At 33.3% G+C, this 25,861-nt stretch carries 22 protein-coding genes; 14 read left to right on the top strand and 8 right to left on the bottom strand.

From position 1 onward, the window contains the following. The first annotated feature begins 6 nt into the window (after positions 1 to 6). The 8 genes from ACGH6S_RS00880 to hslU all read left to right on the top strand — a co-directional run bounded on the left by ACGH6S_RS00880 (position 7) and on the right by hslU (position 7,692). Complete coding sequence (locus tag ACGH6S_RS00880) at positions 7 to 1,584, top strand: cytochrome ubiquinol oxidase subunit I (RefSeq protein WP_174798596.1); 1,578 nt, start codon at positions 7 to 9, stop codon at positions 1,582 to 1,584. Positions 1,585 to 1,596: 12 nt separating this feature from the next. Beyond that, a complete protein-coding gene (gene cydB, locus ACGH6S_RS00875) occupies positions 1,597 to 2,733 on the top strand; it encodes a cytochrome d ubiquinol oxidase subunit II (RefSeq protein WP_034909746.1) in 1,137 nt (378 codons plus the stop codon). A gap of 291 nt (positions 2,734 to 3,024) precedes the next feature. Continuing rightward, positions 3,025 to 3,420: a tol-pal system-associated acyl-CoA thioesterase gene (ybgC, locus tag ACGH6S_RS00870; RefSeq protein ID WP_141671007.1), complete on the top strand. Its 396-nt coding sequence runs from the start codon at positions 3,025 to 3,027 to the stop codon at positions 3,418 to 3,420. Beyond that, on the top strand, positions 3,421 to 4,101 hold the full coding sequence (gene tolQ, locus ACGH6S_RS00865) for a protein TolQ (protein ID WP_034909742.1): 681 nt from the start codon (positions 3,421 to 3,423) through the stop codon (positions 4,099 to 4,101). 2 nt (positions 4,102 to 4,103) lie between these two features. Next, positions 4,104 to 4,529 carry a colicin uptake protein TolR gene (gene tolR / locus ACGH6S_RS00860; protein WP_065574447.1) on the top strand — a complete coding sequence of 142 codons (426 nt, stop codon included), beginning with the start codon at positions 4,104 to 4,106 and terminating at the stop codon, positions 4,527 to 4,529. A 21-nt stretch (positions 4,530 to 4,550) separates the two neighbouring features. After that, the gene (gene tolA, locus ACGH6S_RS00855) at positions 4,551 to 5,666 is read left to right on the top strand and encodes a cell envelope integrity protein TolA (protein ID WP_174798595.1); all 1,116 of its coding nucleotides are present in this window, start codon (positions 4,551 to 4,553) and stop codon (positions 5,664 to 5,666) included. A 149-nt stretch (positions 5,667 to 5,815) separates the two neighbouring features. Continuing rightward, positions 5,816 to 6,343, top strand: a complete 528-nt coding sequence (hslV, locus tag ACGH6S_RS00850; RefSeq protein ID WP_025316169.1) for an ATP-dependent protease subunit HslV — start codon at positions 5,816 to 5,818, stop codon at positions 6,341 to 6,343. A gap of 23 nt (positions 6,344 to 6,366) precedes the next feature. Next, positions 6,367 to 7,692: an HslU--HslV peptidase ATPase subunit gene (gene hslU / locus ACGH6S_RS00845; protein ID WP_174798594.1), complete on the top strand. Its 1,326-nt coding sequence runs from the start codon at positions 6,367 to 6,369 to the stop codon at positions 7,690 to 7,692. 62 nt (positions 7,693 to 7,754) lie between these two features. On the opposite strand, the gene asmA is transcribed toward hslU, so the two are convergent. The 3 genes from asmA to mltA all read right to left on the bottom strand — a co-directional run bounded on the left by asmA (position 7,755) and on the right by mltA (position 11,411). Further along, a complete protein-coding gene (gene asmA / locus ACGH6S_RS00840) occupies positions 7,755 to 9,635 on the bottom strand; it encodes an outer membrane assembly protein AsmA (RefSeq protein ID WP_411578173.1) in 1,881 nt (626 codons plus the stop codon). Positions 9,636 to 9,667: 32 nt separating this feature from the next. Continuing rightward, positions 9,668 to 10,249: a dCTP deaminase gene (gene dcd / locus ACGH6S_RS00835; protein ID WP_065589523.1), complete on the bottom strand. Its 582-nt coding sequence runs from the start codon at positions 10,247 to 10,249 to the stop codon at positions 9,668 to 9,670. Between the two features lie 70 nt (positions 10,250 to 10,319). Further along, entirely contained in the window at positions 10,320 to 11,411 is a 1,092-nt protein-coding gene (mltA, locus tag ACGH6S_RS00830; protein WP_411578172.1) for a murein transglycosylase A, read from the bottom strand. A 197-nt stretch (positions 11,412 to 11,608) separates the two neighbouring features. On the opposite strand from mltA, the gene cycA reads away from it, so the two are divergent. Further along, the gene (gene cycA / locus ACGH6S_RS00825; protein ID WP_411578171.1) at positions 11,609 to 12,982 is read left to right on the top strand and encodes a D-serine/D-alanine/glycine transporter; all 1,374 of its coding nucleotides are present in this window, start codon (positions 11,609 to 11,611) and stop codon (positions 12,980 to 12,982) included. A gap of 57 nt (positions 12,983 to 13,039) precedes the next feature. Here cycA and ACGH6S_RS00820 read toward each other — a convergent pair whose 3' ends face one another. After that, the gene (locus ACGH6S_RS00820; RefSeq protein ID WP_411578170.1) at positions 13,040 to 14,053 is read right to left on the bottom strand and encodes a TerC/Alx family metal homeostasis membrane protein; all 1,014 of its coding nucleotides are present in this window, start codon (positions 14,051 to 14,053) and stop codon (positions 13,040 to 13,042) included. 178 nt (positions 14,054 to 14,231) lie between these two features. Between ACGH6S_RS00820 and dacB the strand changes: the two genes are divergently transcribed. Continuing rightward, positions 14,232 to 15,668, top strand: coding sequence for a serine-type D-Ala-D-Ala carboxypeptidase (gene dacB, locus ACGH6S_RS00815; RefSeq protein ID WP_065589526.1), 1,437 nt, complete (start codon positions 14,232 to 14,234; stop codon positions 15,666 to 15,668). A 61-nt stretch (positions 15,669 to 15,729) separates the two neighbouring features. Here the strand turns inward: dacB and ACGH6S_RS00810 are convergent, their stop codons facing one another. Together ACGH6S_RS00810 and ACGH6S_RS00805 are read right to left on the bottom strand one after the other, a co-directional pair. Then, on the bottom strand, positions 15,730 to 17,565 hold the full coding sequence (locus ACGH6S_RS00810; RefSeq protein WP_411578169.1) for an ABC transporter ATP-binding protein: 1,836 nt from the start codon (positions 17,563 to 17,565) through the stop codon (positions 15,730 to 15,732). 235 nt (positions 17,566 to 17,800) lie between these two features. Then, positions 17,801 to 18,490, bottom strand: coding sequence for a helix-turn-helix transcriptional regulator (locus ACGH6S_RS00805; protein ID WP_034909729.1), 690 nt, complete (start codon positions 18,488 to 18,490; stop codon positions 17,801 to 17,803). Between the two features lie 619 nt (positions 18,491 to 19,109). Between ACGH6S_RS00805 and ACGH6S_RS00800 the strand changes: the two genes are divergently transcribed. Together ACGH6S_RS00800 and ACGH6S_RS00795 are read left to right on the top strand one after the other, a co-directional pair. Then, positions 19,110 to 19,289, top strand: a complete 180-nt coding sequence (locus ACGH6S_RS00800; protein ID WP_034909727.1) for a Sec-independent protein translocase subunit TatA — start codon at positions 19,110 to 19,112, stop codon at positions 19,287 to 19,289. Positions 19,290 to 19,304: 15 nt separating this feature from the next. Then, the gene (locus tag ACGH6S_RS00795) at positions 19,305 to 20,489 is read left to right on the top strand and encodes an FAD-dependent monooxygenase (protein ID WP_411578168.1); all 1,185 of its coding nucleotides are present in this window, start codon (positions 19,305 to 19,307) and stop codon (positions 20,487 to 20,489) included. Positions 20,490 to 20,730: 241 nt separating this feature from the next. Here the strand turns inward: ACGH6S_RS00795 and mutY are convergent, their stop codons facing one another. Together mutY and pheA are read right to left on the bottom strand one after the other, a co-directional pair. Then, entirely contained in the window at positions 20,731 to 21,771 is a 1,041-nt protein-coding gene (gene mutY, locus ACGH6S_RS00790; protein ID WP_411578201.1) for an A/G-specific adenine glycosylase, read from the bottom strand. Positions 21,772 to 21,776: 5 nt separating this feature from the next. Then, complete coding sequence (gene pheA / locus ACGH6S_RS00785; RefSeq protein WP_411578167.1) at positions 21,777 to 22,928, bottom strand: bifunctional chorismate mutase/prephenate dehydratase; 1,152 nt, start codon at positions 22,926 to 22,928, stop codon at positions 21,777 to 21,779. 238 nt (positions 22,929 to 23,166) lie between these two features. Here pheA and ACGH6S_RS00780 point away from each other — a divergent pair, with 238 nt between their 5' ends. Continuing rightward, positions 23,167 to 24,729 (top strand): hypothetical protein, encoded by a 1,563-nt coding sequence (locus tag ACGH6S_RS00780; RefSeq protein ID WP_411578166.1) that lies wholly within the window; start codon positions 23,167 to 23,169, stop codon positions 24,727 to 24,729. A 281-nt stretch (positions 24,730 to 25,010) separates the two neighbouring features. Then, positions 25,011 to 25,517 (top strand): transposase, encoded by a 507-nt coding sequence (locus tag ACGH6S_RS00775; RefSeq protein ID WP_411578165.1) that lies wholly within the window; start codon positions 25,011 to 25,013, stop codon positions 25,515 to 25,517. Positions 25,518 to 25,861 lie beyond the last annotated feature (344 nt).

Here is a 25,861-nt window from a genome sequence, read left to right as displayed (position 1 = left end):
GCGTTTATGCTAGATATAGTAGAACTTTCACGGCTCCAGTTTGCTCTTACTGCAATGTATCATTTTATTTTTGTTCCATTAACGCTAGGATTAGCGTTTATGCTAGCAATTATGGAAACGGTATACGTTGTTAGTGGTAAGCAAGTCTGGAAAGATATGACAAAATTCTGGGGTAAACTGTTTGGTATCAACTTTGCAGTAGGTGTCGCAACAGGTTTAACCATGGAATTTCAATTTGGTACTAACTGGTCTTATTATTCGCATTATGTGGGAGATATTTTTGGTGCACCGTTAGCTATTGAAGGTTTAATGGCATTCTTTTTAGAATCAACCATGGTAGGTTTATTTTTCTTTGGTTGGGATAGATTAAGCCGTGGTAAACATTTAATGGTAACTTGGTGTGTCGCATTTGGCTCTAACCTTTCAGCTCTTTGGATTTTAGTCGCTAATGGTTGGATGCAATTCCCAATAGGTTCTGAATTTAACCCTATTAATTCACGCATGGAAATGGCTAATTTCTATGAGTTAATTACTAATACAGTTGCTCAATATAAATTTGTTCATACTGTTGCAGCAGGTTATTTAACAGGTGCTATTTTTATTTTAAGTATTAGCTCTTACTATTTGTTAAAAAAACGTGATGTTGCCTTTGCCAAACGATCTTTCGCTGTTGCAGCCACATTTGGATTTATTATGTCAATCGTTGTGGCGATTATGGGTGATGAAGCTGGTCATGAGATGACAACTGTTCAGCCAGCTAAACTTGCAGCAATTGAAGCAGAATGGGAAACTCAACCTGCACCAGCATCATTTAATGTTATTGCTTTTCCATCACAAAGCAATAAAGAAAACTTGTTTGCAATAGAGATCCCATATGTTATGGGAATAATGACCACTCGTTCACTTGATACTCAAGTAACAGGATTAAAAGATATTTTAGCAAATAATGAAAAAAGAATTCGCAATGGGATATTAGCCTATAGTAATTTGGAGAAGATCCATCAGGGTAATCAAGACCCTAATGTACTGAAAGCTTTTGAAGATAATAAATCTGATTTAGGTTATGGTTATTTAGTCAAACGTTTTACTGATCGTGATAATTTGGCTATACCTCAGGCTACTGAAGAACATATAAAGGCTGCGGTAGAAGACTCAATTCCTACAGTTTGGCCACTATTTTGGGCTTTCAGAGTTATGGTCGGCCTTGGTGTATTAATGATTTTGGGTACTGGGTTTGCTTTATGGACTACTTATAAAAATAAAATTGGTGAAAAGCGTTGGTTACACCGCATATTAATTCTTTTTTTACCGTTCCCTTGGCTGGCATGTGAGTCAGGTTGGTTTGTTGCCGAGTATGGACGCCAACCTTGGGCAATTCAAGACATCTTACCGACTGGAGTAGCAAATTCTTCATTAACAGCAGGTGAAGTGTTATTCACTATGGTTCTTATTTGTGGACTTTATACACTATTCTTAATTGCTGAATTATTCTTAATGTTTAAATTTGCTCGCTTAGGGCCAAGTTCTTTAGGCACAGGCAATTATCATTATGAAAAAACACAACCGGTAACAGATAGGACATAGGGAGTATACACAATGATTGATTACGAGATTGTACGCGTCATCTGGTGGGTGCTGATTAGTGTTGTTTTAATCGGTTTTGTTGTAACGGATGGTTTTGATATGGGCGTTGGTATTTTATTACCGTTTATTGGTAAGACTGATACAGAACGTCGCATTATGATTAATGCAATTGCTCCTCATTGGGATGGTAACCAAGTATGGTTAATTACTGCTGGTGCAGGAATATTTGCTGCTTGGCCAATGGTATACGCTGCGTCGTTTTCTGGTTTTTATATTGCAATGATTTTAGTTCTTTGTGCGCTATTTTTTAGACCAATTGGTTTTGATTATCGCAGTAAACTAGAAAATTCAAAATGGCGTAATTTATGGGATGCTGGTATTTTTGCAGGTAGCTTTGTGCCAGCATTAGTTTTTGGTGTTGCTTTTGGTAACTTATTAGAAGGTGTTCCTTTCCGATTTGATAACTCTTATCGTGTATTTTATGATGGTAACTTCTTTGGTTTGCTTAATCCTTTTGCATTGTTGACTGGCGTTGTTAGCTTAATGTTATTTGTTGCTCATGGTGGTGCTTGGTTACAAATGAAAACATCAGGGGAACTTTATTTAAGAGCCAGAAAGGCTACACAAATTGCTAGCTTAGTAATGTTAATTGCATTTGTTTTGGCTGGAGTTTGGGTTGCATTTGGCATTCATGGTTATGAAGTTACCAGTGTGATTGATTATAATGCAGCATCTAATCCATTGACTAAAACAGTTTCTACTGATGCTTCATGGTTAGATAACTATCTGAATTATCCAGTTTTATGGATAGTCCCTGTTTTAGGTATGGTGTTACCACTGCTTACTATTCTTTTTTCTAGTCTAAACAAAAATGCATTAGTATTTATTTCATCAGTATTAACAATTGCCTGTGTTTTATTTACCTATGGTATTGCAACTTTTCCATTTATTATGCCTTCAAGCATTATGCCAAATGCAAGTTTAACAATATGGGATGCATCATCAAGCCAATTAACACTTAATATTATGTTTATTGTGGTTCTTATATTTTTACCTATTGTCCTTATATACACTATTTGGTCATATATCAAAATGTTTGGAAGACTAGATAAAAATCATATTGAAAATAATAAACATTCTCTTTATTAAGGAACTATTATGTATTACATTTTGTGGTTTATAGGAATTATTGCTGCATGTATGCTATCGGCTGTTACAGGTTTGTTAGTTGAAAGGGGTAGCGAAAAAGAAACTAATAACAAATAATATCAAGTATAAATTAATAAAAAGGTGACAAATAGTCACCTTTTTAATTAGTAAGTAAAATATTAGCAATAAAGGAAAATGATAATTGTTTTCATTTGCTGTTTTTTATATCATAGTGCAGCGAAGTTTATATTCAGATATAATAACACCAAATTTGATTAGTGTGATTTGGATATGAAACAATTCAATTGGAATGCAAGAGTTTATTATGAAGACACAGATGCAGGCGGTGTAGTTTATCATGCTAGATATCTAGCATTTTTTGAAAGAGCAAGGACTGAAATTTTAAGACAACTAGGAATTAGCCAACAGACCTTATTACAAGAAAATATTGCGTTTGTTGTTAAAAAAATGGATATTAGCTACCATTTTCCTGCTCGTTTAGATGATATGCTTACTATTAGTACTAAGGTGGATCAAACTCGCAAAGCATCTATTATTTTCAAACAGACTATTGTTAATCAAAATGAACGAGTTATCAGCACAGCAGATGTGCTTATTGCCTGTGTAGATATCGCTAAGATGAAGCCATGCGGGCTTCCTAAGTTATTAGTTTTGGAGTTTATATAAGTGGAAAATCTGAACATTATTAATCTATTTTTGCAAGCGGGGTTGTTAGTACAATGTGTTATGTTATTGCTACTTACTTTTTCTGTTATATCATGGGCTATTATATTTCAACGGAGTAAGATTTTAGGAAAAGCTAAAAAACAAGTTGAGGAATTTGATAATAGTTTTTGGGCTGCTGATGATTTAAATATTTTATTTGATAAAGCGAAATTTTATAAAGAAGAAATTAGTGGTACAGAGCATATTTTTTATTCAGGTTTTAAGGAGTTTTCACGGCTTTATCAAATTAATCCAAATATGGCAGAATCTGCTTTAGATGGAGCATTGCGTTCTATGCGTTTAGCTATGAATCGTGAACTTGATATCCTTGAATTACACATTCCTTTTCTAGGTACAGTAGGTTCTATTAGTCCATATATTGGTTTGTTTGGTACTGTTTGGGGAATTATGCATGCATTTATTTCTTTAGGTGCAGTTAAACAGGCAACGTTACAGATGGTTGCGCCAGGGATTGCTGAAGCATTAATTGCAACCGCAATTGGTCTATTTGCTGCTATTCCTGCCGTACTTGCTTATAATCGTTTATCATTGAGTGTGAGTCGAATTGAACAAAGCTATCTTAACTTTATTGATGAATTTTCTGCAATTTTACAACGCCAAGCAGTTGCTGTTAGGAAATAATTATGAGTAGAAGCAGACGTTCTCGTTATTCGACTAAATCTGAGATCAATATAGTACCTTTACTTGATGTACTATTAGTATTAGTGCTTATTTTTATGGCAACGGCACCAATTATTAGTCAAAGTGTTGAAGTTGATCTACCTGAAGCATCGGAATCTAAGACGATTTCACCATCAGAAACTAAACCAATCATTATTGAAGTGTCAGGCGTTGGAGTTTATGCTCTAATTATTGAGCAGGACCGTCAAGCTAATTTACCACAAGAAAAAATTGTTGCAGAAGTTAAGCAACAGATGTTGCTTAATGAAAAGGCTGTGTTTTTAGTTGGTGGAGCTAAAGATGTTCCCTATGAAGAAATTATAAAAGCGTTGAATTTATTACAATCAGCAGGTGTTAAGTCTGTAGGATTAATGACTCAACCAATTTAAATATTATAAAAGATGTCAGCAATGTCTCATAAGTCAAATTCAAAATTAAGTATAGCTATTGTAATATCTATTATACTACATATGATTTTAATTATTATTTTAGGTTACCGAGTTATGTATAGTAATGATGTTAATTATGGTAGCTTTAACGGCAATTCTATTGATGCTATTATGGTTGATCCTTCTGTAATGGATGAACAATACCAAAGACAACTAAAAACACAGATTAGCCAAAAACGGGCTGAGCAACAAAGGCAGCAACAAATAGAAGAGCAGGCTCAAGCTTTACAAGAACAGCAACTGGCTCAACAGCAACGACTTAAAGAGTTAGAAAGAGAGCGCTTAAAAGTAGAAGAACTACAAAAGAAAGAGGCAGAGGCTGCACAGGCGGCACGGGTAGCAAGGCAAAAAGAAGAAGATGAACGTAAAGCTAAAGAACAGTTAGAAGAGCAGCAAAGACAAGCTGAAAAGCAGCGTTTAGAACAACAGCAAGCGGAATTGGCTAAACAAAAAGCTGAGCAAGAAGCTAAATTAAAAGCTGAGCGAGAGCTATTAGAAAAGCAACGTGAGGAAAATCAACGTAAACAAGAAGAGTTAATTAAACAAAAAGCTGAACAAGAAGCTAAAGCTAAAGCCGAACAGGAAATTATAGAAAAGCAGAGAATTGAAAATGAACAAAAACAAGCTGAGTTAGCTAAAGAGAAAGAAGAGCAAGCAAAAAAGCAAGCCACTGAAAAAGCTGCTGCCGATAAAGCTAAGCGAGCTGCACAAGCTAAAAAAGATAAAGAACTTGATAATTTACTAAACGGGTTAACATCAGGCACATCTAATCCATCAGGTGGTGCTGCTAGTCGTAAAGGTGTTTCTGATGGAGAGCTAAATAAATACAAATCATTAGTTCAAAATGCGATTAGTAATAAGTTTATTAATCCTAATAAATTATATAGTGGCCGAAATTGTGTATTAGAAATTCAAATTGCACCCGATGGTTTATTGCTTGATGTGAGTGCAAAAGGTGGTGATGATGCATTATGTCGAGAAGCCCTTTCTGCAACTAAACAAGCTATTATTCCAAAACCTGCGAGCACATTTTATAATCAAGTAAAAATAATGACAATTGACTTTCAACCAAAATAGTTTTTATTCGCAAACGCTATATTTCCAGAAATTTTTTTAAAATAAATTAACAATATCTTCAAATTAAAATGTTGAAATTATATTAATCATCCCTATATATAGTCTATTCATTCCGAATAAAGTTACTTAAGTGAAAGAAGGAGCAGAATATGACGACAATTGTCAGTGTCCGTCGTGAAGGTCAAGTGGTTATAGGTGGCGATGGGCAAGTTACGCTCGGCGAGCGTATTATTATGAAGGGAAATGCTCGTAAAGTTCGTCGTTTATATAATAACAAAGTGATTGCAGGTTTTGCTGGCGGTACAGCAGATGCTTTTACACTATTTGAACTGTTTGAAAGAAAACTAGAGATGCATCAAGGACATTTAACTAAAGCAGCTGTCGAACTAGCTAAAGACTGGCGAACAGATAGAATGCTACGTAAGCTAGAGGCACTACTTGCTGTTGCTGATGAAAGTGCATCATTGATTATTACAGGTACTGGTGATGTCATTCAACCAGAAGATGACTTAATTGCTATTGGTTCTGGAGGCCCTTATGCGCAAGCAGCGGCACGAGCACTACTAGATAATACCTCACTTTCTGCACATGATATTGTGCAAAAATCATTATCGATTGCTGGAGACATTTGTGTTTATACCAATAATTTCCAAACAATTGAAGAACTTAATTATTAATCTGATTTAAGAGAAATTTAACTATGTCTGAAATGACTCCTCGTGAAATTGTAAGCGAACTAAATCAACATATTATTGGGCAAGAAAAAGCAAAACGTTCTGTTGCAATTGCGTTACGTAATCGTTGGCGCCGTATGCAACTAGATGAAACATTACGTCATGAAGTTACACCAAAAAATATACTTATGATTGGGCCAACAGGTGTTGGTAAAACTGAAATTGCAAGACGTCTAGCCAAATTAGCGCATGCACCGTTTATTAAAGTAGAAGCAACTAAGTTTACCGAAGTTGGTTATGTGGGGAAAGAAGTTGATTCAATTATTCGGGATTTAACTGATTCTGCAGTAAAAATGATCCGTCAAGAGGCGATTGAACGCAATCGTAATCGAGCGGAAGAATTAGCTGAAGAGCGCATTTTGGATGTACTTGTACCACCAGCTAAAGATGGGTGGGGACAAGTTGAAGATAATAATACAACAGCAAGACAAGCTTTCCGCAAAAAATTACGTGAAGGTTCACTTGATGACAAAGAGATAGAAATCGAATTAGCTGGTGTTAATATTGGTGTTGAAATTATGGCTCCTCCAGGTATGGAAGAGATGACCAATCAATTACAGTCAATGTTTCAAAATTTAGGTGGACAAAAAACAAAACCACGTAAAATGAAGATTAAAGATGCGCTCAAACAACTCATTGAAGAAGAAGCTGCTAAATTGGTTAATCCTGATGATCTTAAACATGAGGCGATTGAAGCAGTAGAACAAAATGGAATTGTTTTCATTGATGAAATAGATAAAGTTTGTAAACGTGGTAATTCTTCAGGCCCAGATGTTTCACGTGAGGGAGTGCAACGGGATCTTTTACCATTGGTTGAAGGTTGTACAGTGTCGACTAAACATGGATCTGTTAAAACGGATCATATTTTGTTCATTGCATCAGGTGCTTTCCAAACAGCAAATCCATCTGATTTAATTCCCGAATTACAAGGCAGATTACCAATTAGGGTTGAATTACAAGCTCTAACAAGTGAAGATTTTGAACGTATTTTAACCGAACCAAATGCTTCACTTACTGTTCAGTATAAAGCTCTAATGGCAACAGAAGGTGTTAACATCGATTTTACCTCGGATGGCATTCGTAAAATTGCGGAATCAGCATGGCAAGTAAATGAGCAAAATGAAAATATTGGTGCCCGTAGGTTGCATACTGTTTTGGAACGCTTAATGGAAGATGTTTCATTTGAAGCTAGTGAACTCGGTGGAGAAACTGTAACTATTGATGCTAAATATGTAAGCGATCATTTAGATAAGCTTGTTGCAGATGAAGATCTAAGTAAGTTTATTTTATAAAAGTTTAACTTCTAAACATAAAAAGGTGAAGATGAATTTGCTCAACTTCACCTTTTTTATTGTTACTTTCTTATTAGCTCGCCTAAGATATCTGCAGCTTTTGATTTAGATTTTGAATTATCTTTAGAGTCATGAGTTTTTAATTTTTCGCGGAGTTTGTCTAAACGTTCTTGTAATTTATCACTTAGTGCATCGGTAATTAATTTACTCATATCTATTTGATAATGAAGATTAGCAAATTGCCCATAAATACGTAGTGGTATTGTTAACTTTTGCAGTTTACTAATTGTTTCACTTTTACCGTTCCAGCCACCTAATATTTTTAAATTCAAATTAACATCCAAATCTTGTTTTAAAAAACCAACTCGCCCTGAGCCATCAATGACATCAAGAGTTTCAGAATTGGCATTTAATGTCGACAATTGCAAATTACCTTGCCTTAAGTTACCAATAGCTGAAATTTTATGGAATTCAGTATATTTTTTTTGATTTTCAGGAGTCATGATGTCCTTTGAATATTGAGTTGCTATATTTTGGATGATTCTTTGAATATTTAAATTATTTAGCCTTGCATTAGTCACTACTATATTCAAATTTCCTTGCAAGTTGGCTAAGATTTTTGAACCAGATAAGCTGTTGCTTTCTAAATCTCCAGTAGCGTTAAATAAACCCTCTAAATCATGAGCTATATTTAATTGATTAAAAAATGTATTTAAATCAACATTTGATATTTTGGTATTAAGCTTCATTAGTGTACTTTTTTGTTTACCATTTGCTAAACCAGTTGCAGCTATATGGCCATTAGCAATATCAAAGTTAATCTTTTTAAATATTGCAATACCTTCCTCATTGGTCATATCAATGTCAATATTATTTAATGTTACTTTGTTAGCATTAATCTGTTTAATATTTAATTTAGCTTTAGCATTAAAATTATTCAGAAAGTTTAATTCATTATTGGTTTTTGTGACATTCGACACCACTGGTGAAGTTTGTTGAGGATTTGCTTCTTTATTTGAATTTTGACTTGTTTTCAAGAACGAAGTGAGATCGATTTTATCTGAATTTAACTGCAAATTTATATATGGTTTATTTGCTAAATCAGCATTTATTGTAGCAGTAAAATGATTTTCATTGATTGAAAAAGCTAAATTTTGGCTTTTAAGTAACATTTGTGGATGTTGGTAGTTAAATACACCGCTAATGTTACCTTTTAGCTCTTTTGTTGAATTGTCTACACCTTTATAAATGAAATCTAATTTCTTTAAATCGATTAACGCTTGTTCTGGAAATTGATTTAAATCGACATATGCATGTATCAAATAAGATAAATCTTGTTGATTTTTATCTATATTACCTTTTAAATCGATAGAAATATTTTTTTCACTATTTTGTTCTAACACTAGATTAATATTTCTAAAGTTAATTAAATCATTATTATGTTGTAATGTCACAGTACTATCACTAACTTCAAATTTATTTAAGCTAAATTTCCAATTAGATGAAATTTCTTGATCTTTAGAATCAGTTGGTTTATTCGTAGTCGTATTAGATGATGTTTTTGTACCATTTTTTGCAATATTGCCTTTACTTTCATTGGTGATACTGATAACTGCTGATTTTATAAAAACATTTTTGACTGATAATTTTTTGGAGAATAGAGGTAGTAACTCAACGTCTAATCTCATATTATCTGCAGCTAAAAGGGGTTTTGAAGCTCCTGCATCAGTTAGCTTAATTGAATCAGTTAAAATACTCACTTGCGGCCATATATGCCAACGTAAATTTCCATCGATGGATAATTCATATCCTGTTTTATCTTTAACTGTATCAGAAATAAACCCACGAAAGTTGTTGGGATCAACAAAAACAATCAATGAAACAATACTAATTGTTATGACTAGAATTAAGGCAAATAGAATAACCAATATTTTTTTGATCATATTAATGTTCCTTCGTTATGGTTATCAATTATTCAGTCTTTATCAATACGGCTGGCAACAGCACCATACTGGTCTTTATATTTTGCATCTAACCTCCGATTGTATGGTCTTGCCGCAGGACCACTTAGCGTTTCAAAACTGAGCGCACCAATTGTCATTCCAGGCCTAAGTGCTAATGGAATTTTTCCTGAATTATAAAATTCTAATACAATTTGTCCTTGCCAGCCAGGGTCGATACGATGAGCTGTAACGTGAACCATTAGACCTAATCTAGCAAGTGATGAACGGCCATCTAACCAGCCAACTAAATCGTCAGGAATAGTGACTGATTCTAAAGTTACAGCTAATGCTAGCTCACCAGGATGTAAGTAAAAGGCGTCACCTTCAGGTAATACTATTTCTTCACTCATCACTCGTTCCAAGACTGCAGATACTTCTTCTTTTGGACCACTTAAATCTATATAAGGTGTAGTATGTTCTCGAAAAGTACGAAATTGATTACCTAATCTAACATCAACAGTCGCACCATTAATACAGCTTGCTGCAGGCTGCGGTGTTATTTTTAATTTACCATTTTTTAAATATGCTTCGATATCTCTGTCACATAATCTCATGAGTTATCCTTAATTCAGCTTGTATTACTTTATTCTAACAGGTTCTTTTGATGGCGTCGACGTTAGTAGTTTAAGGCTGTAGTACCCATGCGCGTCCATAATGGTTATAGTATCCGGCTAATTTTCCTGCTTTATCTCCTATTCCTAGATAAAGGTCAAAATGTTGACCTTTTATAGCACCACCAACATCAAGTGCAACCATAAGTCGAGTTTCTCGTCTGCCTCGATATTGCCCATCGTCTTCAAGAAGCGGCACATCAACTAATACTACAGATCCTAAAGGAATGACTGATTTATCCGATGCGAATGATGCATTTGCAACCAAAGGTATTTCAGCAGCACCCGTAACTTCAGCATTATATTGTGGATTAAAAAAAACAAATGAACGGTTTTGAATTAGTAAAGCTTTAATTTTATTTTCTGGTTTGTTTTTTGCCCAATCTTTAATTGATTGTATAGAAATTTTTTCTTTTTCTATTTCGCCTTGTTCTACTAATAATCTTCCTATACTAGAATAGCCATAATTATTTTTACCTCCATAGCTGAAGAAGACTAAAGGTGAACCATCTTCAAAATCAATATAGGCACTACCTTGTACTTCCATAATAAAGTTATCCATTAAGGAATTACTGTATGCAATTTCAAGATCTCTATCAGAAAGAGCTCCATTATAAATTTGTTCACGATTTGGTAGTTGTTCTTCATCACTAACAACCGGCATCTTATAAATAGGGTATTTAAATTCTGCTGTTGGTTGATGCCTTGCTTTGATTATCGGAGTGTAGTAGCCTGTTAAATGTATATTGCCATACCCATCTTGTCCAACCATTTCGTAACTGTTAAGTCCCACCTTGTAAAATTCATCAATCGTTAAAGAACGGCTAATCCACTCATTTATTGCTTTATAAATATGTTCATTTTTTTTATATAAAGAAGGCGATGACGATTTAATTTTAGCTATTTGAATAATGTAGTCTGATATGTTGACAGGAATACTTAATTGAGGATGATTAATGTTAAGTGGTAAAGATAATTTCCCATCTTTATATTGTTGGCCTTGATTAGTTGGTTTATTTGAATAGTATTGGCTACCAATAAAAATAGATAAAACAAGTAAAATACTTAAAAAATAAAAATAATAATAACGATCTTTTTTTTTCATCTTGGAAAATAATTATAATAAGTTAAGCAATATGGCTAGTTATGCTACACAATTCTATTATAAGAAACTACAGATAATTATTATGAATCCATAAAAAGTTTTCATAACAATTCAACTTGCGATTTTATTCTATAGACTTTATAGTCCTAGACTCTTAGTAAGTCGAGAAATATAGAAAATAAAAGGAAATAATAGCGATGAGCATTACATCCTCAAAAAATGATCTAAAGCGAAATCTTTCTAACCGTCATATTCAATTAATTGCAATCAGTGGGGCAATTGGGACTGGTTTATTTATGGGTTCAGGAAAGACAATTAGTCTTGCTGGTCCTTCTATTATTTTTGTTTATATGATTATTGGTTTTATCCTTTTTTTTGTTATGCGTGCGATGGGGGAAATCCTTCTTTCTAATTTAAAGTACAAATCTTTTAGTGATTTTGCCAATGACCTTTTGGGGCCTTGGGCTGGATTTTTTACTGGTTGGACATATTGGTTTTGTTGGGTAATTACAGGGATTGCCGACGTTATTGCAATTGCTGGATATGCGCAACATTGGTTTCCTGAACTGCAGTCATGGATACCAATGTTATTAACAGTTGCCTTACTTTTAACACTAAACTTATTAACGGTAAAAATGTTTGGTGAAACAGAATTTTGGTTTTCAATGATTAAGATTATTGCAATTTTAGCATTGATAGGAATTGGACTCGTACTCATTTTGACTGCTTTTCATTCCGAACAAACGGGTACCACAGCTGGATTTTCGAATTTGTGGGAATACGGGGGCTTTTTCCCTCATGGTAGTATGGGTTTTTTTGCTGGATTTCAAATTGCTATTTTTGCTTTTGTTGGGATTGAGTTAGTTGGCACAACTGCAGCAGAAACCGTTGATCCGTGCAAAAATTTGCCTCGTGCAATTAATTCAGTGCCTGCGCGTATCATCTTTTTCTATGTTTTTGCTTTAATCATTATTATGAGTGTAACTCCATGGGAGTTTATTTCTCCAAACAAAAGTCCTTTTGTAGAATTATTCACTCTAATTGGCTTGCCTGCTGCTGCAAGTATTATTAATTTTGTAGTATTAACTTCAGCAGCATCATCTGCTAATAGTGGTATTTACTCAACAAGCAGAATGCTGTTTGGGCTTGCTAAAAAACAAGATGCTCCTGAACCGTTTGGGAAATTATCGAGTCGCTCTGTACCGGCTAATGGGCTATTATTCTCGTGCACATGTTTGTTTGGTGGAGTTGTTTTGATTTATTTAGTGCCTAATGTCATGGAAGCTTTTACTATAGTAACTACAATTTCGGCTATTTTATTTATGTTTATTTGGTCGATGATTCTTATTTCTTATATTGCTTATCGTCGCAAAAAAATAAACTTACATGAACAATCTCAATTTAAAATGCCAGGTGGTATTTTTATGTGCTGCGTCTGTTTGGCTTTTTTTGCCTTCGTGATTGTATTACTTACTTTTGAGATTGATACTCGCCAGGCATTAGTGGCAACACCTATTTGGTTTGTTATTTTAGGTGTAAGTTATTTTATTCGATCTTTAAAACGTCAATAAATTTATACTAAAAATGGCAGGAAAACCTGCCAATATTTTTACTCTAATTATCGCACTTTATTTTTTCGGACAGATGATGCTAGCAATAATTCCTAAAGCTAGTGTGCCTAAAACGATATAAAGACTGGTAATTGGATCTATATCAATACCGTATCCAAATAGATGATTACTTGCATTTAAAGCCAATTTTCCGGCAATAAAAAAGAGTAAACAGATAACTGCCTTATCAAGATGAGCTAAATACTGTTTCATGGCTTGTAAAATAAAATACATAGTTCTAAGACCCAAAATAGCAAAAATCATCGAGCTATAGACAATTAGCGGTTCTTGGCTTACAGCAATCACGGCAGGAACAGAATCAAACGCAAAGATAACGTCACTTAACTCAATTACAACAATACATGAAAACAGCGGTGTAGCATAAAAAACACTTTTAGGTATTTTACCAACTAAATTGCTATTCTCAGGTTTTGCAAGTTCTCTATCAAGTTGTTTTTTGGTTAATAAAATGTGATGACCGACAATTTTGGGGTAAGATGGAAAAATACGTTTGGCGATGCGAAAAGTTAAGTGATTTGAATAATCCTTTATGTCTTGACCATTATCTTGATTTTTTAGCATTATTATTCCAGTGCAAGCTACTAATATTGAAAAAGCTAATTCCATCCAAGGACCTAAATATAACAAACCTGTTCCAATTACAACAAATATGGCGCGGAATATAATAGCGCCAATAACTCCCCAATAAAGTAAGCGATGTCGATAATTATTAGGTACTGAAAACCAAGAAAAAATAGCCATAATGACAAACAAATTATCGACAGATAGTGCTTTTTCAAGGACGTAACCAGCAACAAATAAGCTAGCAGTAGTACTCCCATGATGAATGTATAAAAATAGTGCAAACCCCAGTGCAACAATTATCCAAAAAAGTGACCATATAATGGCATTTTTTAAACTGATAGGTTTATCGTTATGGTGAGCATATAAATCAACAATAATTGCAGCCAAGGCTAGCACAACAAATACCAACATGGTCTCTATTGGAAATCCTAATGAACTTTGCATCATATTTATATTACCTAGTTTTAATTGATTTTAGATAATTTGAATAGTTGGTTTATCTAATTTAACCGTAATATATAATTATAAAAGTGATAGAGTATATATTGCTAGCTAAATCAAAAAAAGTTATATTTGCAAGTCTTATTTAACTGTTTTAATTTAATAATATTTTGAGCCAGTATTTATGACAAAATTTAGGATAATTATTCTTACTCTTCTTCCTTTTATTTCGGGATTATTATATGCACAACCAGTAGAGCCTTATATATCTTCTTTACCTAAAGGAAGTGATTTATCCATTTTGGTTCAATCTGTTGGGCGTAATCCTAAAACATTAGCAAAATATAAAAGTAATCAATTCAAACAACCAGCAAGCACTCAAAAAGTGATAACTGCGTTAGCTGCTCAGCTTGAACTGGGTAATGATTTCCGTTTTATAACTCGTATACAAACCAATGGCTCAATAAGTAATAAACAGTTAAATGGTGATCTTATTATTCAATTAAGTGGAGATCCAACTTTTACTCGTGATCGATTAAAAAGCATGATTGCAACACTGAGCCAAAAAGGTATTGAGAAAATTTCAGGAAATGTGATTTTGGATACTTCAATTTTTACAAGTCATGATAAAGCATCGGGTTGGTCCTGGAATAACTTAACTGCATGTTATAGTGCTCCGCCATCTGCAGCTATTATTGATAATAACTGTTTTAATGCAACCATTATTCCGGGTAAGGTCGGTTCCAAAGCCTCTGTTACGGTATCTTCCAATACTCCTATTATTCTTACTGGTGATGTCAGAACTATTGCTGCTAATAGTAAGGATTTAAATGATAAATATTGTGAATTAGATGTAAACTACTCAGATAAAAACCATTACCATTTATCAGGATGCATTGCTGTAAGTTCAGATAAAATACCGTTAAAATTTGCAGTAATTGATAGTGTTGAATATTTTTCGAAAATTTTAAAAAATGAGCTTAAACAAAAAAAAATAACGTATACAGGAACTATTATTGAACGTAATCAAAGGACTAATGCTCAGTTGTCATTATTAGCCTCTAGCCAATCAGCTCAACTTTCTGAATTGTTGACAGTTATGCTTAAAAAATCAAATAATTTGTATGCAGATGCTATATTTAGGACTTTAGGTGCCCATTATTATAATGTTCAAGGTACATGGCGTAATGGCGGTGATGCTGTTAAGCAAATTTTACGTAAAAAAGCGGGTATAAATCTAGAAAATTTAGTTATTGCTGATGGTTCTGGATTATCTAGATTAAACTTGGTTAGCGCCGATAAGTTAATGGAAATTCTACAATATATTGCAGCTAATAATACAAAATTAAGAATTATTGAAATGTTACCAATTGCTGGAGTTGATGGTACTTTGCAGAATCGAAAAAGTCTTAATCAAGCACCTTTTAAAGAAACAATACGAGCCAAAACAGGTTATATTCAAGGTTGCTATAACTTAGCTGGATTTATCCAAAAGTCTGAAGGGGAATATGTTGCATTTGTGCAGCTATTATCAGGATACCAAGCTGATAATAAAGGAGAACCCAAAAATAGTGCAGTCATGCGATTTGAATCGGAATTCTATAAAAATTTTATTAATTAATAAAGTGTAGTCAGGACACATATATTTTATATTTAGTATAAGTCCTGACCTTCTTTGTAAATTAAATGTTATCGGCTAAAAAACCACAGCTCTGATGTTTCCAAAGCTGTGCGTATAAACCATTCTTGTTTAATAACTCTTGATGGGTTCCTTGTTCGATGATTTTACCTTGATCAAGTACGATCAGTCTATCCATTGCCGCAATTGTAGATAATCGATGGGCAATAGCAATAACGGTTTTGCCTTCCATTAAAGTGTATAGACTTTCTTGAATTGCTTGCTCAATTTCAGAGTCTAATGCACTTGTTGCTTCATCTAATAATAAAATAGGGGCATTTTTTAAAATGACGCGAGCAATGGCAATACGTTGCCTTTGTCCTCCTGATAATTTGATGCCCCGTTCACCAACAAATGCGTCGTATCCTGTTTTACCTCTTGTATCAACGAGTGTTTGAATAAATTTATCTGCATGAGCCTTTTTGGCTGCTTCTCTCATCTCCTTTTCAGAAGCATTTTTGTTACCGTAAAGTAAGTTTTCTCGTACTGAGCGATGTAATAACGAAGTATCTTGTGTCACCATACCGATTTTAGAACGTAAGCTTTCTTGACTAACGGCAGTAATATCTTGACCATCAATAAAAATATTACCACTTTGTAAATCGTAAAAACGAAGTAATAAATTAATAAGCGTTGATTTTCCAGCTCCAGAACGACCGACCAAACCAATCTTTTCACCGGGTTTGATTGTTAAATTTAAATCTTCAATAATTGAATTGTGTTGTTTTTTATCATAAGCAAAATGGATGTGCTTAAATTCGATTTTCCCTTGGGTAACATGAAGTGATGTTGCATTAGGTTGATCAATAACTGTTTTAGCGGCTGAAAAAGTGTTAATTCCATCTTTGACTATACCAATATTTTCAAATAGTGCTGCCAATTCCCACATAATCCAATGTGAAAAACCGTTTAATCGAAGCGCTACAGCGGTTGTTGTTGCAATTGCACCAACACCAATTAATTGATTACTCCATAGCCATAAGGCAATACCTGTAGTGCTTAGTATCAACAAAATAGACATTAAATGATTAACAATTTCAAAGCTACTGACTAAGCGCATTTGTTTATTGACAGTGACTAAAAAATCATCCATTGATTCTTTAGCGTATTTTGCCTCATTGCCAGCATGAGAAAAAAGTTTTACTGTCATGATGTTGGTATAGGCATCGGTAACTCTTCCTGTCATCGTAGAACGAGCATCTGCTTGCATGCTAGCAACTTTACTTAGACGAGGAATAAAATAATACATAGCAATACCATAAATTAGACACCAGCCTATAAATGGAATTAATAGCCAAAGATCTAATTGCCCGATGATTGTTGCCATAGTAATAAACGAAATAAAGACATAGATAAAAATCTCCGTCACTAAAAAGCAAGTATCACGAACTGCAAGCGCTGTTTGCATGACTTTGGCGGATATTCTACCAGCAAATTCATCTTGGAAAAAACGCATGCTTTGATTGAGTACCAACCGATGAAGGTTCCAGCGCATTCGCATTGGGAAATTGCCGGCTAAGCATTGATGTTTAATAATAGTTTGTAATCCAATAATAATTGTACTTGCTATGATGATTAAAGCTAATATTACTAATGTTGTTTTTTCTTGTTGCCAAAATTTGCTAGGTTCAACAGCTGCAAGCCAATCAATAACCCTACCAAGAGTTGCATATAAAAAGGCTTCAAAAGCACCAGCGAATGCACTAAGAATAATTAATAATAGTAGAAATAAGCGAGTTCCTTTAGTTGATTGCCATATGAAATTAAAAAAATTTTTAGGCATACATTGATATTCAACTTTTGGATAAGGTGATACTAATTTTTCAAAAAATCGATACATATTCGGCCTGACAAATAATAGAGTTTTCCATTGATAATACAATCAATGATATAAAAAACGAGGATAGCGCAAATATATGTAAATTATCTATGCATTAAATTGTTACATGAAATTTTAGATATATCTGCGATTTATAATATTATAAATATTAAAAAGCTGATGAGGAAATATGATGTTTTATATTCCCTCATATTATGATTATATATTGAGCGTCAATATATAGCCACTAATGGTCTTAAAATATATCTTTTATAATAAGTACAACGCGTCCAACAATATGATATTTATGAAAGTCTACTTTAGGTACTTCAATAGTCGGATATTGGCTATTATTGCAGATTAACAACCATCCATTGAGAGTTAAACGAATCTTTCTCAAAAAGGTAATATCTTCATATTCAATTAAATAGATTGCACCATCAATAATCTCATTTATTTCTGTATTAAGAATCAACCCGTTATTATTCTTTATTTCTGGTGACATTAAATCGCCTTTAGCCCAGTATATAATTAATTTTTTAGCATCCAAACCTCGATGCTTAACCCAACCTTCAACAATAGGATAATTCATTACTGGAGGCGTTTCTCTAACAAAACGCTCTTTTTGTGCTTCTTCTTTTGTTGGTAACTGTTTTTTATATACGGGGATACGATAAATATTTTCGTTATAGACTTCTTCACTGTCTTTAGGATCTAATACTTCTAATTTATGTCCAGTAGCAAGCCAATTAAAGGAAACATTACATTTTTCAGCAATAACTTCTAAACGTGTAAGTGATGGATATGTTTTACCAGATAAATAATCTCGGATTACTGTTTCTGACATATCACATTTTTTAGCGAAGGCTGATACAGATAAACCTTGCATTGAGCTATATAGTCTATCTTTAAAAGTTTTAATATTATTATTTTTAATTGTATTCATCTTTGAACCATTATTTCTTGCATAAGTTTATTAATTATAATGTATTTTTTTTGTTTTTGTATACGTTAATAACATTGAAAATCTATTAGTTTGGTTTTATTCCTATGCTAATTTGTTTTTTTATTTTATATCTTGTTTTTTTATCTTGTTTTTTCATTTTTTTTATGACTGTTGATTTTTTTGGGAAAAAAAGTTATTTATTTTTTTTCTGCTCGAAAATGCGTATTTTTGTGTAAAAATATTTATTGCTGTGTTAATTAAAGTTTTTTTATTGTTTATTTGATATTTATCAAAGGTATCTTAATGGTGGCTTTTTTATATTATTATGATTTTATTTGATTTATATTTTCTATGTAGAAATAATTTAAATTGAAAAAATAAATAAAAACGTTGACGAAAGCGAAAAAAAATGGATAATAAGCAGGGTAAGGATTTTTCATTGTTTTCTTTCCTTATATTCCTTATATTTCATGTTGGCCTGTATAGTTTTATACAGGTCTTTTTTTATTTTTGAACTATTCATGAAATCCCTTCACAAAAAGAGTATAATCAGTTTCCTATATAATCTGTTTTAAAGCTTATCCTAACAGAGCGTTGTATTTATTGAGAGGATTTGATCATGTCTTTTAGCATTCCACATCTTTTAGTGTTTCTTGCCGTGGTGATTTTATTATTTGGCACTAAGAAGTTACGTAATTTAGGTTCGGATCTTGGTTTAGCGTTGAAAGGCTTTAAAAAAGCGATGAATGATGACGAAGTTGAATCAAAAAGTGATAATAAGTTAGATGATAATAAATAGTTGCATTTATTTAGTATGAATTTACAATTTGACGTAGTAATTGTTGGTGGTGGATTAGTTGGTTTAGCCACTGCTTGTGCACTTAGCCAATGTGATTTAAACATTGCGATTATAGATACTAAACTTTGTCAGCATGAATTCTTGCCTCATGCTGAAATAAGTATTAGAGCTTCTGCTATTAATGGCGCTAGCCAGCGCTACTTTTCAAAAATTGGTATATGGGATGATTTATGCAATAGCAAGCGTGTACAGGAATTTACTGAGATAGGTGTATGGGAAAAAAATGGTCAAGCTCATTTGTCTGCCCAAGCCAAAGATTACGGTTATTCTAATCTTGGATACATAATTGAAAATAATGTCATTTCTCATTATCTTTACCAGTTTGCCTTAAACTGTTCGAATATTAAAATTTATAGCCATGAAGCAGTTGATTGTACATTTAATGATGATTTTGTCTTTTTGACACTTGCAAATAAAGCTGTTTTACAAGCTAAATTAATGATAGGGGCTGATGGTGCTCATTCTTGGGTGCGTAGGAGTGAAAATATTTCTGTTCTTGAGCGTGATTATCTTCATCATGCTGTGATTACAACTGTTCAAACTGAATATCCTCATCAATCCTGTGCTAGGCAAGTGTTTTATCCCAATGGAATTATTGCTTTTCTTCCTCTTTGGAATGTAAATAAAAGTTGTTTAGTTTGGTCGACAAAACCAGATAATGCGTCTACTTTAACTTCACTTTCTGAATCAGAATTTTCGAACGAATTATTTCGGTTGACTGGTGATAAAGTCGGTAAATGTCAGTTAATTAACTCTAGAATGGTATTCCCATTAAAAGCGCGGTTTGCTAAACAATTTATTAAGCATCGGTTAGTACTTATTGGCGATGCAGCTCATACTATTCACCCTTTAGCGGGGCAAGGGGTAAATTTAGGTTTTCAAGATTCTGCTTTATTAGTTTCAACCATTAAACAATTAACTGAAACTAATAAAGATATTGGGCTTGTAAAAAATTTAAAATCATTTGAGTTTAATCGTCGCAAAGATGCGTTAGTTATGCTCACGGCCATGCAAACTATTCAAGATATGTTTAATGGTGATAATTTGTTGAAAAAGACGTTAAGAACAATTGGTATGAATGTTATTGATAATAGTCAGCTATTAAAAAAGCAACTGATCAAATATGCTATGCATATTTAATTTAAACTTATATCTAGTTATTATTGTGGCTGTCAAAAACTTTCAGGTAAGTATGTGTTTCAGTATAAAAATAAATTATGATACTTAATAGATTAAGAATCTATTTCAGAAATAACAATCCAACCATAAAATAAGTAAACTGAACTAAAGCCGCATGATCTAATGCGCTTAGCAAATTATAGTTAAACAAGAATAATAATGATGCACTAAAAAGTGCACCAATATTGATAATAAATCGTGATTAAACTGTTTGTTTTAATAAGTTATAAACAGGGGTAGCAAGACCTATTTTTGCGTTGTTAGATTTTAGTTTATACCAATAGCCACTATGTTCATTAAAACATTTTGTATACTTGGTAATGACACAATAAATAGGAAAAATATCTAAGTGAAAATGACTAAATGTGTGGCGAAATGCAACAAGTTGCTTTGGTGCTGTTGTTTCGATACCTTGTTTTTTTAACCAGTCAGTTATTGCTTGTTTACTTGAAAATTGAGGAAAACAATATAATCCTCCCCAAATACCAGACGGAGGCCTTTTTTCAAGCCAAATTGTATGATCATATTCTAGCATTAAAAAATAGGCTGTCTTTTGGGGAATGGCATTTTTAGTTTTTTTTGTGGGATAGAGTTGCCAGCTTTCGGTTTTATATGCTAGACAATGGGTTTGCAATGGGCATAAGGAGCATTTAGGTTTAGTGCGTGTGCAAACCATAGCCCCAATATCCATCATAGCTTGATTAAATTTTGCTACCTTATGTTTTGGTGTGACTTGTTCACTTAATTGCCAAAGTTTATTTTCGACAGTTTTAATACCAGGCCAACCTTCAACAGCAAAATATCGGGTTAAAACACGTTTTACGTTGCCATCTAAAATTGGATAATGTTGATTTTGTGCAAGAGATAAAATTGCACCAGCTGTTGAGCGTCCTATGCCTGGAAGTGCGACGACATCATCGAACTTTGTAGGGAACATGCCATTAAATTTATCCACAATTAATTGTGCTGCTTTATGTAAATTACGTGCTCTTGCATAATAACCAAGTCCTGTCCAAAGATGCAATACATCATCAATTGGCGCTTTTGCTAAATCTGTTATTTGTGGGAAGTGCTCAATAAAACGATTAAAGTAAGGAATAACCGTTGCAACTTGGGTTTGCTGTAGCATCACTTCAGACAACCAAACATGATAAGAGCTTTTTTCGACCTGCCATGGTAGCGATTTTCTGCCATATTGTTCATACCACGTCAGGACAGCTTGCGAAAAGTATTGTATTGTCATAGCCATTACATTGCAGCAACAATAGAATCACTAGGATAGCACCCTAGTACCTTAGTATATAAAGTCATTGATGCCAATTCTTTGAGAGCTGTTTGCATTTCATAAGAATGAATGTTACCTTGCAAATCGATATAAAACATCTCTTCCCAAGGCGTACCATGAATTGGTCGTGATTCAAGTTTAGTCATAACAATGTTATGGTTACGTAATACCGATAGCGCATCAACTAAAGCACCTGCTTGCTGACCTGTTTTCATGAGAATTGTGGTTTTAGCCGGGATTTGATCAGATACTTCTATTGGCTGACGAGCTAACACAATAAAACGAGTAATGTTTTCTTTTTGATTGGCAAAATTATGTTCAAGGACTTGTAGCCCATATAATTCACCACCATCTTTATTTCCCATAGCTGCAACATTAGGTTGATTCAATTTAGCTACAGTTTCCATTGCTGATGAAGTACTATCGCAGTATATGATTTTCCAATGAGGATAGTTCTCTAAGAAGTTACTACATTGCTGGAATGGTTGTGGATGGCTATAAATAGTATCGATTTGCTCTAGCTGTGAATTTTGTATAGCAAGAACACAATGATCAATAGGTAAAGAGAGCTCACCAATAATATGTAGATTAGTTTTTTGCAATAAATCATAAACTTCATTAATTGAGCCAGAACTTGAATTTTCTATTGGTAAAATTCCATAATCTACGGCATTATTTTCGACTTGTTCAAAAATCTCTTTAAAGGTTGAACAGCTTAATTCAATCATTTCATCTAAGTGAGTGCTAGCATAGCGGCGAGCAGCAGAATGCGAATAAGATCCTTTGGGGCCTAAAAAGGCAACTTTGGCTGTGGTGATTGTGCTGAGATTAAGTTTTTCTTGCAAGATTTTTTGTTGTAATAGTACAGAATCTTCAATAATTAATTGATATAAGCGTTTAATGAAAATATCATCAAGATGATAGTCTTTGCCTTCATTGATTAAGGCTCTGATAAGTGAACGCTCACGATCAATGTCGCGCACAGGAATGTTTGCTTCAATTTTCGTATGAATTACTTGCGTTGAAAGTTGGCGCCTATGGGCAATAAGCTCTAACAATGTTTTATCTAATTTATTAATTTTATTTCGCAAAGATAATAAAGGATTTGTAGCCATTTTTTATTAGTTATTTAAAAAAGATAGTTTGTATTATAACAAGCAAAAAAATAAAGGCACTATCAAAGTATCCTTTGTTTGTAAATAATTGAATTTTTATGGTAGTATACGGCAATAGATAGAGCTGGTGTGTTTATAATAACCGATAAGTTGCTCTTTTCTTTTTTTGTGAATGGATCTCAAAAGTTGTTTTAAAATCATTTATAAAATAATAATCCATGGAATGGTTGGTAGTAAAATGATTAAATACCCATTTGGAATAGGCAGAAAAGTTTGTATTCTTCTTGTTACTGTTTGCTTATTGCTTAATAAGTTATATTTAATGCAATTATTGAAGTTAATAAGTTTGCTAAAAAAGTCAAAACGAATACTAATAGCAAAAATTACTTCCCATGCCGCCTTACAAAGAATTTTATTAAAATCGAACGTTAAGCATTATGCGTTGCAATTGATGACGATATTCTTATGTGAGACAATTCTATCAGGTAATGCTATAGCTGTATTGTCGGCTACTACGACAAATGTAATCCACGGTAGTGCACCGTATTTAACTTTCGATGACAACAAGAGCAAAGCAAATAGCATGAGTGGAGTATTAAGTATTACACTGTCTGATGGTAGAAAATATGATAAAAGTAATCACCGTTCATCAAAAAGTAGCCCAATTATACTGCCAGAGGAAAATCAAAGCGTAAATGATATTAAGATGTTTCTTCCCAAAAAGCATAAGGAAAATCCAATGGATCATACTAAAAAGGCTAAATTAAATGATGTTCTATTAAGTTTTGGGCTAGCAAGAGATGATGATGGTGATGAAATTACTGTAACTGGTGGTGAATTGACTATAGATATTAGAAATGTTGATGGTAAACAAATTAGAAATTATGCTCAAATATTAGATCCTTGTTATGCGCCTTATAGCATTTACTTAAAAAGTGATGATGCAACATTATCCACGCGATATGGTATCCCTGCTTCATCAGGTAAATTTATTGGTAGTAGTGTTACCTATTATATTTCCCCTAAAGTTAATGATCCTTATACTTGTTTTTCTCAGCCTAATTTGAACCATAGCTATGGTACGCATCTTGGTCCTGCTGAGCAATGGGATAGATATCATGGGTTTAAACCACAAAATATCCAACAACCATTTATGAACTTTCCAAATACAGCGGCGAATGGGTTACATTTTTATTTAATGACAGCCGGAGGGCTTGCCCGTGAGTTTACTTACACTAAATTACCAGTGGATTCAGGCATTAATATTAATGTTACTCACGAAAAAGGAAAGCTGGCCAATATTGCTAGAATTGATTTAATGGGGCCAAGCTATACTTCAACAGTAGAACAAGCAGCAACAGCGGTTCCTACTACATTTATTATTTATGCGGATAAAGCAAAAAAGAACAAAATATACAGTTTTAAGATAGATAAATGGTTTATAGCAAATTCTGAAGAAATGAGTTATCTTGATGCTAAAGAATTTTGTATGACTTTGGAAAAGGCCGGTTACCATGTCGCAAATACTATTGATATGACTAATGGCAATAATCGATTTTGGAGTGGTGGTTTACCAGGACAACCTAATAATTATCAGCGTCGAATTGGTGGCAGTTTATTTGCAGAATGGGGGAGTACTCGTAAAAATTATTATCATAATAGTGATTTTACTGAATCATACTATTGGTCAACAGAGCCTTACCCTTTGTCGCTTGGTTGGCAGTATCGTATTAGTTCAGCTTATGGTAGCGCCTATTATGCTTCTTCTGATGGTAACAATGGAGCATTATGTGTGCATTGATCGGTTTTTTACCCATTTTATGAAATAGCGCACAATGCAGTAATCAAAAAATTCAATTTATGGTAATTTAGCTTTATTAAATTATAGGAAAAGTTATTACCCTTTCGGTTGTGGCTTCATTATTTGGTTTATCAAATGTGTGACGAACTTTGCACTTATGTTAAATTTTATTGCGTTGTTTTCGAGTTTGCTAGGGCGTGTTGATCTTTCGTGATTATTTTTTAGACGGCATGATGTGAGTTATAATAATTCTGTCAAAAACAACCATAACTCGATTCATCATGCCAAGAACAATGCTAACAGATAAACGGTGGGAAAAGCTACTACAAATAATGAAAAATACCGGCCGAGTTTATAATAAATCCGAGCATCGGATGACGTTTGAAGGGATCCTTTTCCGAATGAGAACCGGTATTCCTTGGCGAGATTTGCCAGAAGAGTTTGGTGGATGGAGCACCGTCTATAGGCGATTTAATTTGTGGTCTAAAAAAGGAATATTAGTTGATATTTTCAAACATTTATCACAACTAGCTGACAGCGAGCCTTTTCGGTGCTTTGTTCGTCAAAAAGGCGGACGAACGGTGATTGCTAAACGTAATTATGGTAAGGATATAGATAAAAGCAGTATGGATAGGTGCCTTTATCGCTATCGTCATTTAGTCGAGAATGCCTTTGCTAGAATCAAGCAATATCGTTCAATATCAACTAGATACGATAAGTTAGAAAGGAATTATGCCAGTATGGTATCACTGGCATTTATGTTAATGTGGCTGCCAATGTATTGTTGAGTAATTTATGTACAGCAAAGATCAACAGTCCCTAATTAGTTTATTAATTGTGCTTTCCATTTATTTAGTTTAACGCATTTTTCTTCTAAGTCATAACGCATAACCAGAGTAATATCACTTGTTTATTGGTGATATTCAGATCATAATTAATTTTTTGAAAGGATGGTGAATACTGTTGTTTTATGATTCTTTAGTGTCAAATTATGTTGGGTTAATCAATATAATTTTGTTATTAATCTTATTTTTGTGGTTTCTATCTAAAATTCAGATTTTATATTAATTTACACCATTAATGATATTTGAGCAAATAATTTGTTTTGTTGTTAATTATTTTGTAATAAAAA

The organism is Gilliamella sp. BG3 (assembly GCF_046635605.1).
Lineage (GTDB): Bacteria > Pseudomonadota > Gammaproteobacteria > Enterobacterales > Orbaceae > Gilliamella > Gilliamella bombi.
This window is presented reverse-complemented; position numbering and strand designations above follow the sequence as displayed.

Bases quoted from the DNA above. Each gene is read 5' to 3' on its own strand.
- ACGH6S_RS00880 (WP_174798596.1), top strand. From the start codon at position 7: ATGCTAGATATAGTAGAACTTTCACGGCTCCAGTTTGCTCTTACTGCA.
- cydB (WP_034909746.1), top strand. From the start codon at position 1,597: ATGATTGATTACGAGATTGTACGCGTCATCTGGTGGGTGCTGATTAGT.
- ybgC (WP_141671007.1), top strand. From the start codon at position 3,025: ATGAAACAATTCAATTGGAATGCAAGAGTTTATTATGAAGACACAGAT.
- tolR (WP_065574447.1), top strand. From the start codon at position 4,104: ATGAGTAGAAGCAGACGTTCTCGTTATTCGACTAAATCTGAGATCAAT.
- tolA (WP_174798595.1), top strand. From the start codon at position 4,551: ATGTCTCATAAGTCAAATTCAAAATTAAGTATAGCTATTGTAATATCT.
- hslV (WP_025316169.1), top strand. From the start codon at position 5,816: ATGACGACAATTGTCAGTGTCCGTCGTGAAGGTCAAGTGGTTATAGGT.
- hslU (WP_174798594.1), top strand. From the start codon at position 6,367: ATGTCTGAAATGACTCCTCGTGAAATTGTAAGCGAACTAAATCAACAT.
- asmA (WP_411578173.1), bottom strand. From the start codon at position 9,635: ATGATCAAAAAAATATTGGTTATTCTATTTGCCTTAATTCTAGTCATA.
- dcd (WP_065589523.1), bottom strand. From the start codon at position 10,249: ATGAGATTATGTGACAGAGATATCGAAGCATATTTAAAAAATGGTAAA.
- mltA (WP_411578172.1), bottom strand. From the start codon at position 11,411: ATGAAAAAAAAAGATCGTTATTATTATTTTTATTTTTTAAGTATTTTA.
- cycA (WP_411578171.1), top strand. From the start codon at position 11,609: ATGAGCATTACATCCTCAAAAAATGATCTAAAGCGAAATCTTTCTAAC.
- ACGH6S_RS00820 (WP_411578170.1), bottom strand. From the start codon at position 14,053: ATGATGCAAAGTTCATTAGGATTTCCAATAGAGACCATGTTGGTATTT.
- dacB (WP_065589526.1), top strand. From the start codon at position 14,232: ATGACAAAATTTAGGATAATTATTCTTACTCTTCTTCCTTTTATTTCG.
- ACGH6S_RS00810 (WP_411578169.1), bottom strand. From the start codon at position 17,565: ATGTATCGATTTTTTGAAAAATTAGTATCACCTTATCCAAAAGTTGAA.
- ACGH6S_RS00805 (WP_034909729.1), bottom strand. From the start codon at position 18,490: ATGAATACAATTAAAAATAATAATATTAAAACTTTTAAAGATAGACTA.
- ACGH6S_RS00800 (WP_034909727.1), top strand. From the start codon at position 19,110: ATGTCTTTTAGCATTCCACATCTTTTAGTGTTTCTTGCCGTGGTGATT.
- ACGH6S_RS00795 (WP_411578168.1), top strand. From the start codon at position 19,305: ATGAATTTACAATTTGACGTAGTAATTGTTGGTGGTGGATTAGTTGGT.
- mutY (WP_411578201.1), bottom strand. From the start codon at position 21,771: ATGACAATACAATACTTTTCGCAAGCTGTCCTGACGTGGTATGAACAA.
- pheA (WP_411578167.1), bottom strand. From the start codon at position 22,928: ATGGCTACAAATCCTTTATTATCTTTGCGAAATAAAATTAATAAATTA.
- ACGH6S_RS00780 (WP_411578166.1), top strand. From the start codon at position 23,167: ATGATTAAATACCCATTTGGAATAGGCAGAAAAGTTTGTATTCTTCTT.
- ACGH6S_RS00775 (WP_411578165.1), top strand. From the start codon at position 25,011: ATGCCAAGAACAATGCTAACAGATAAACGGTGGGAAAAGCTACTACAA.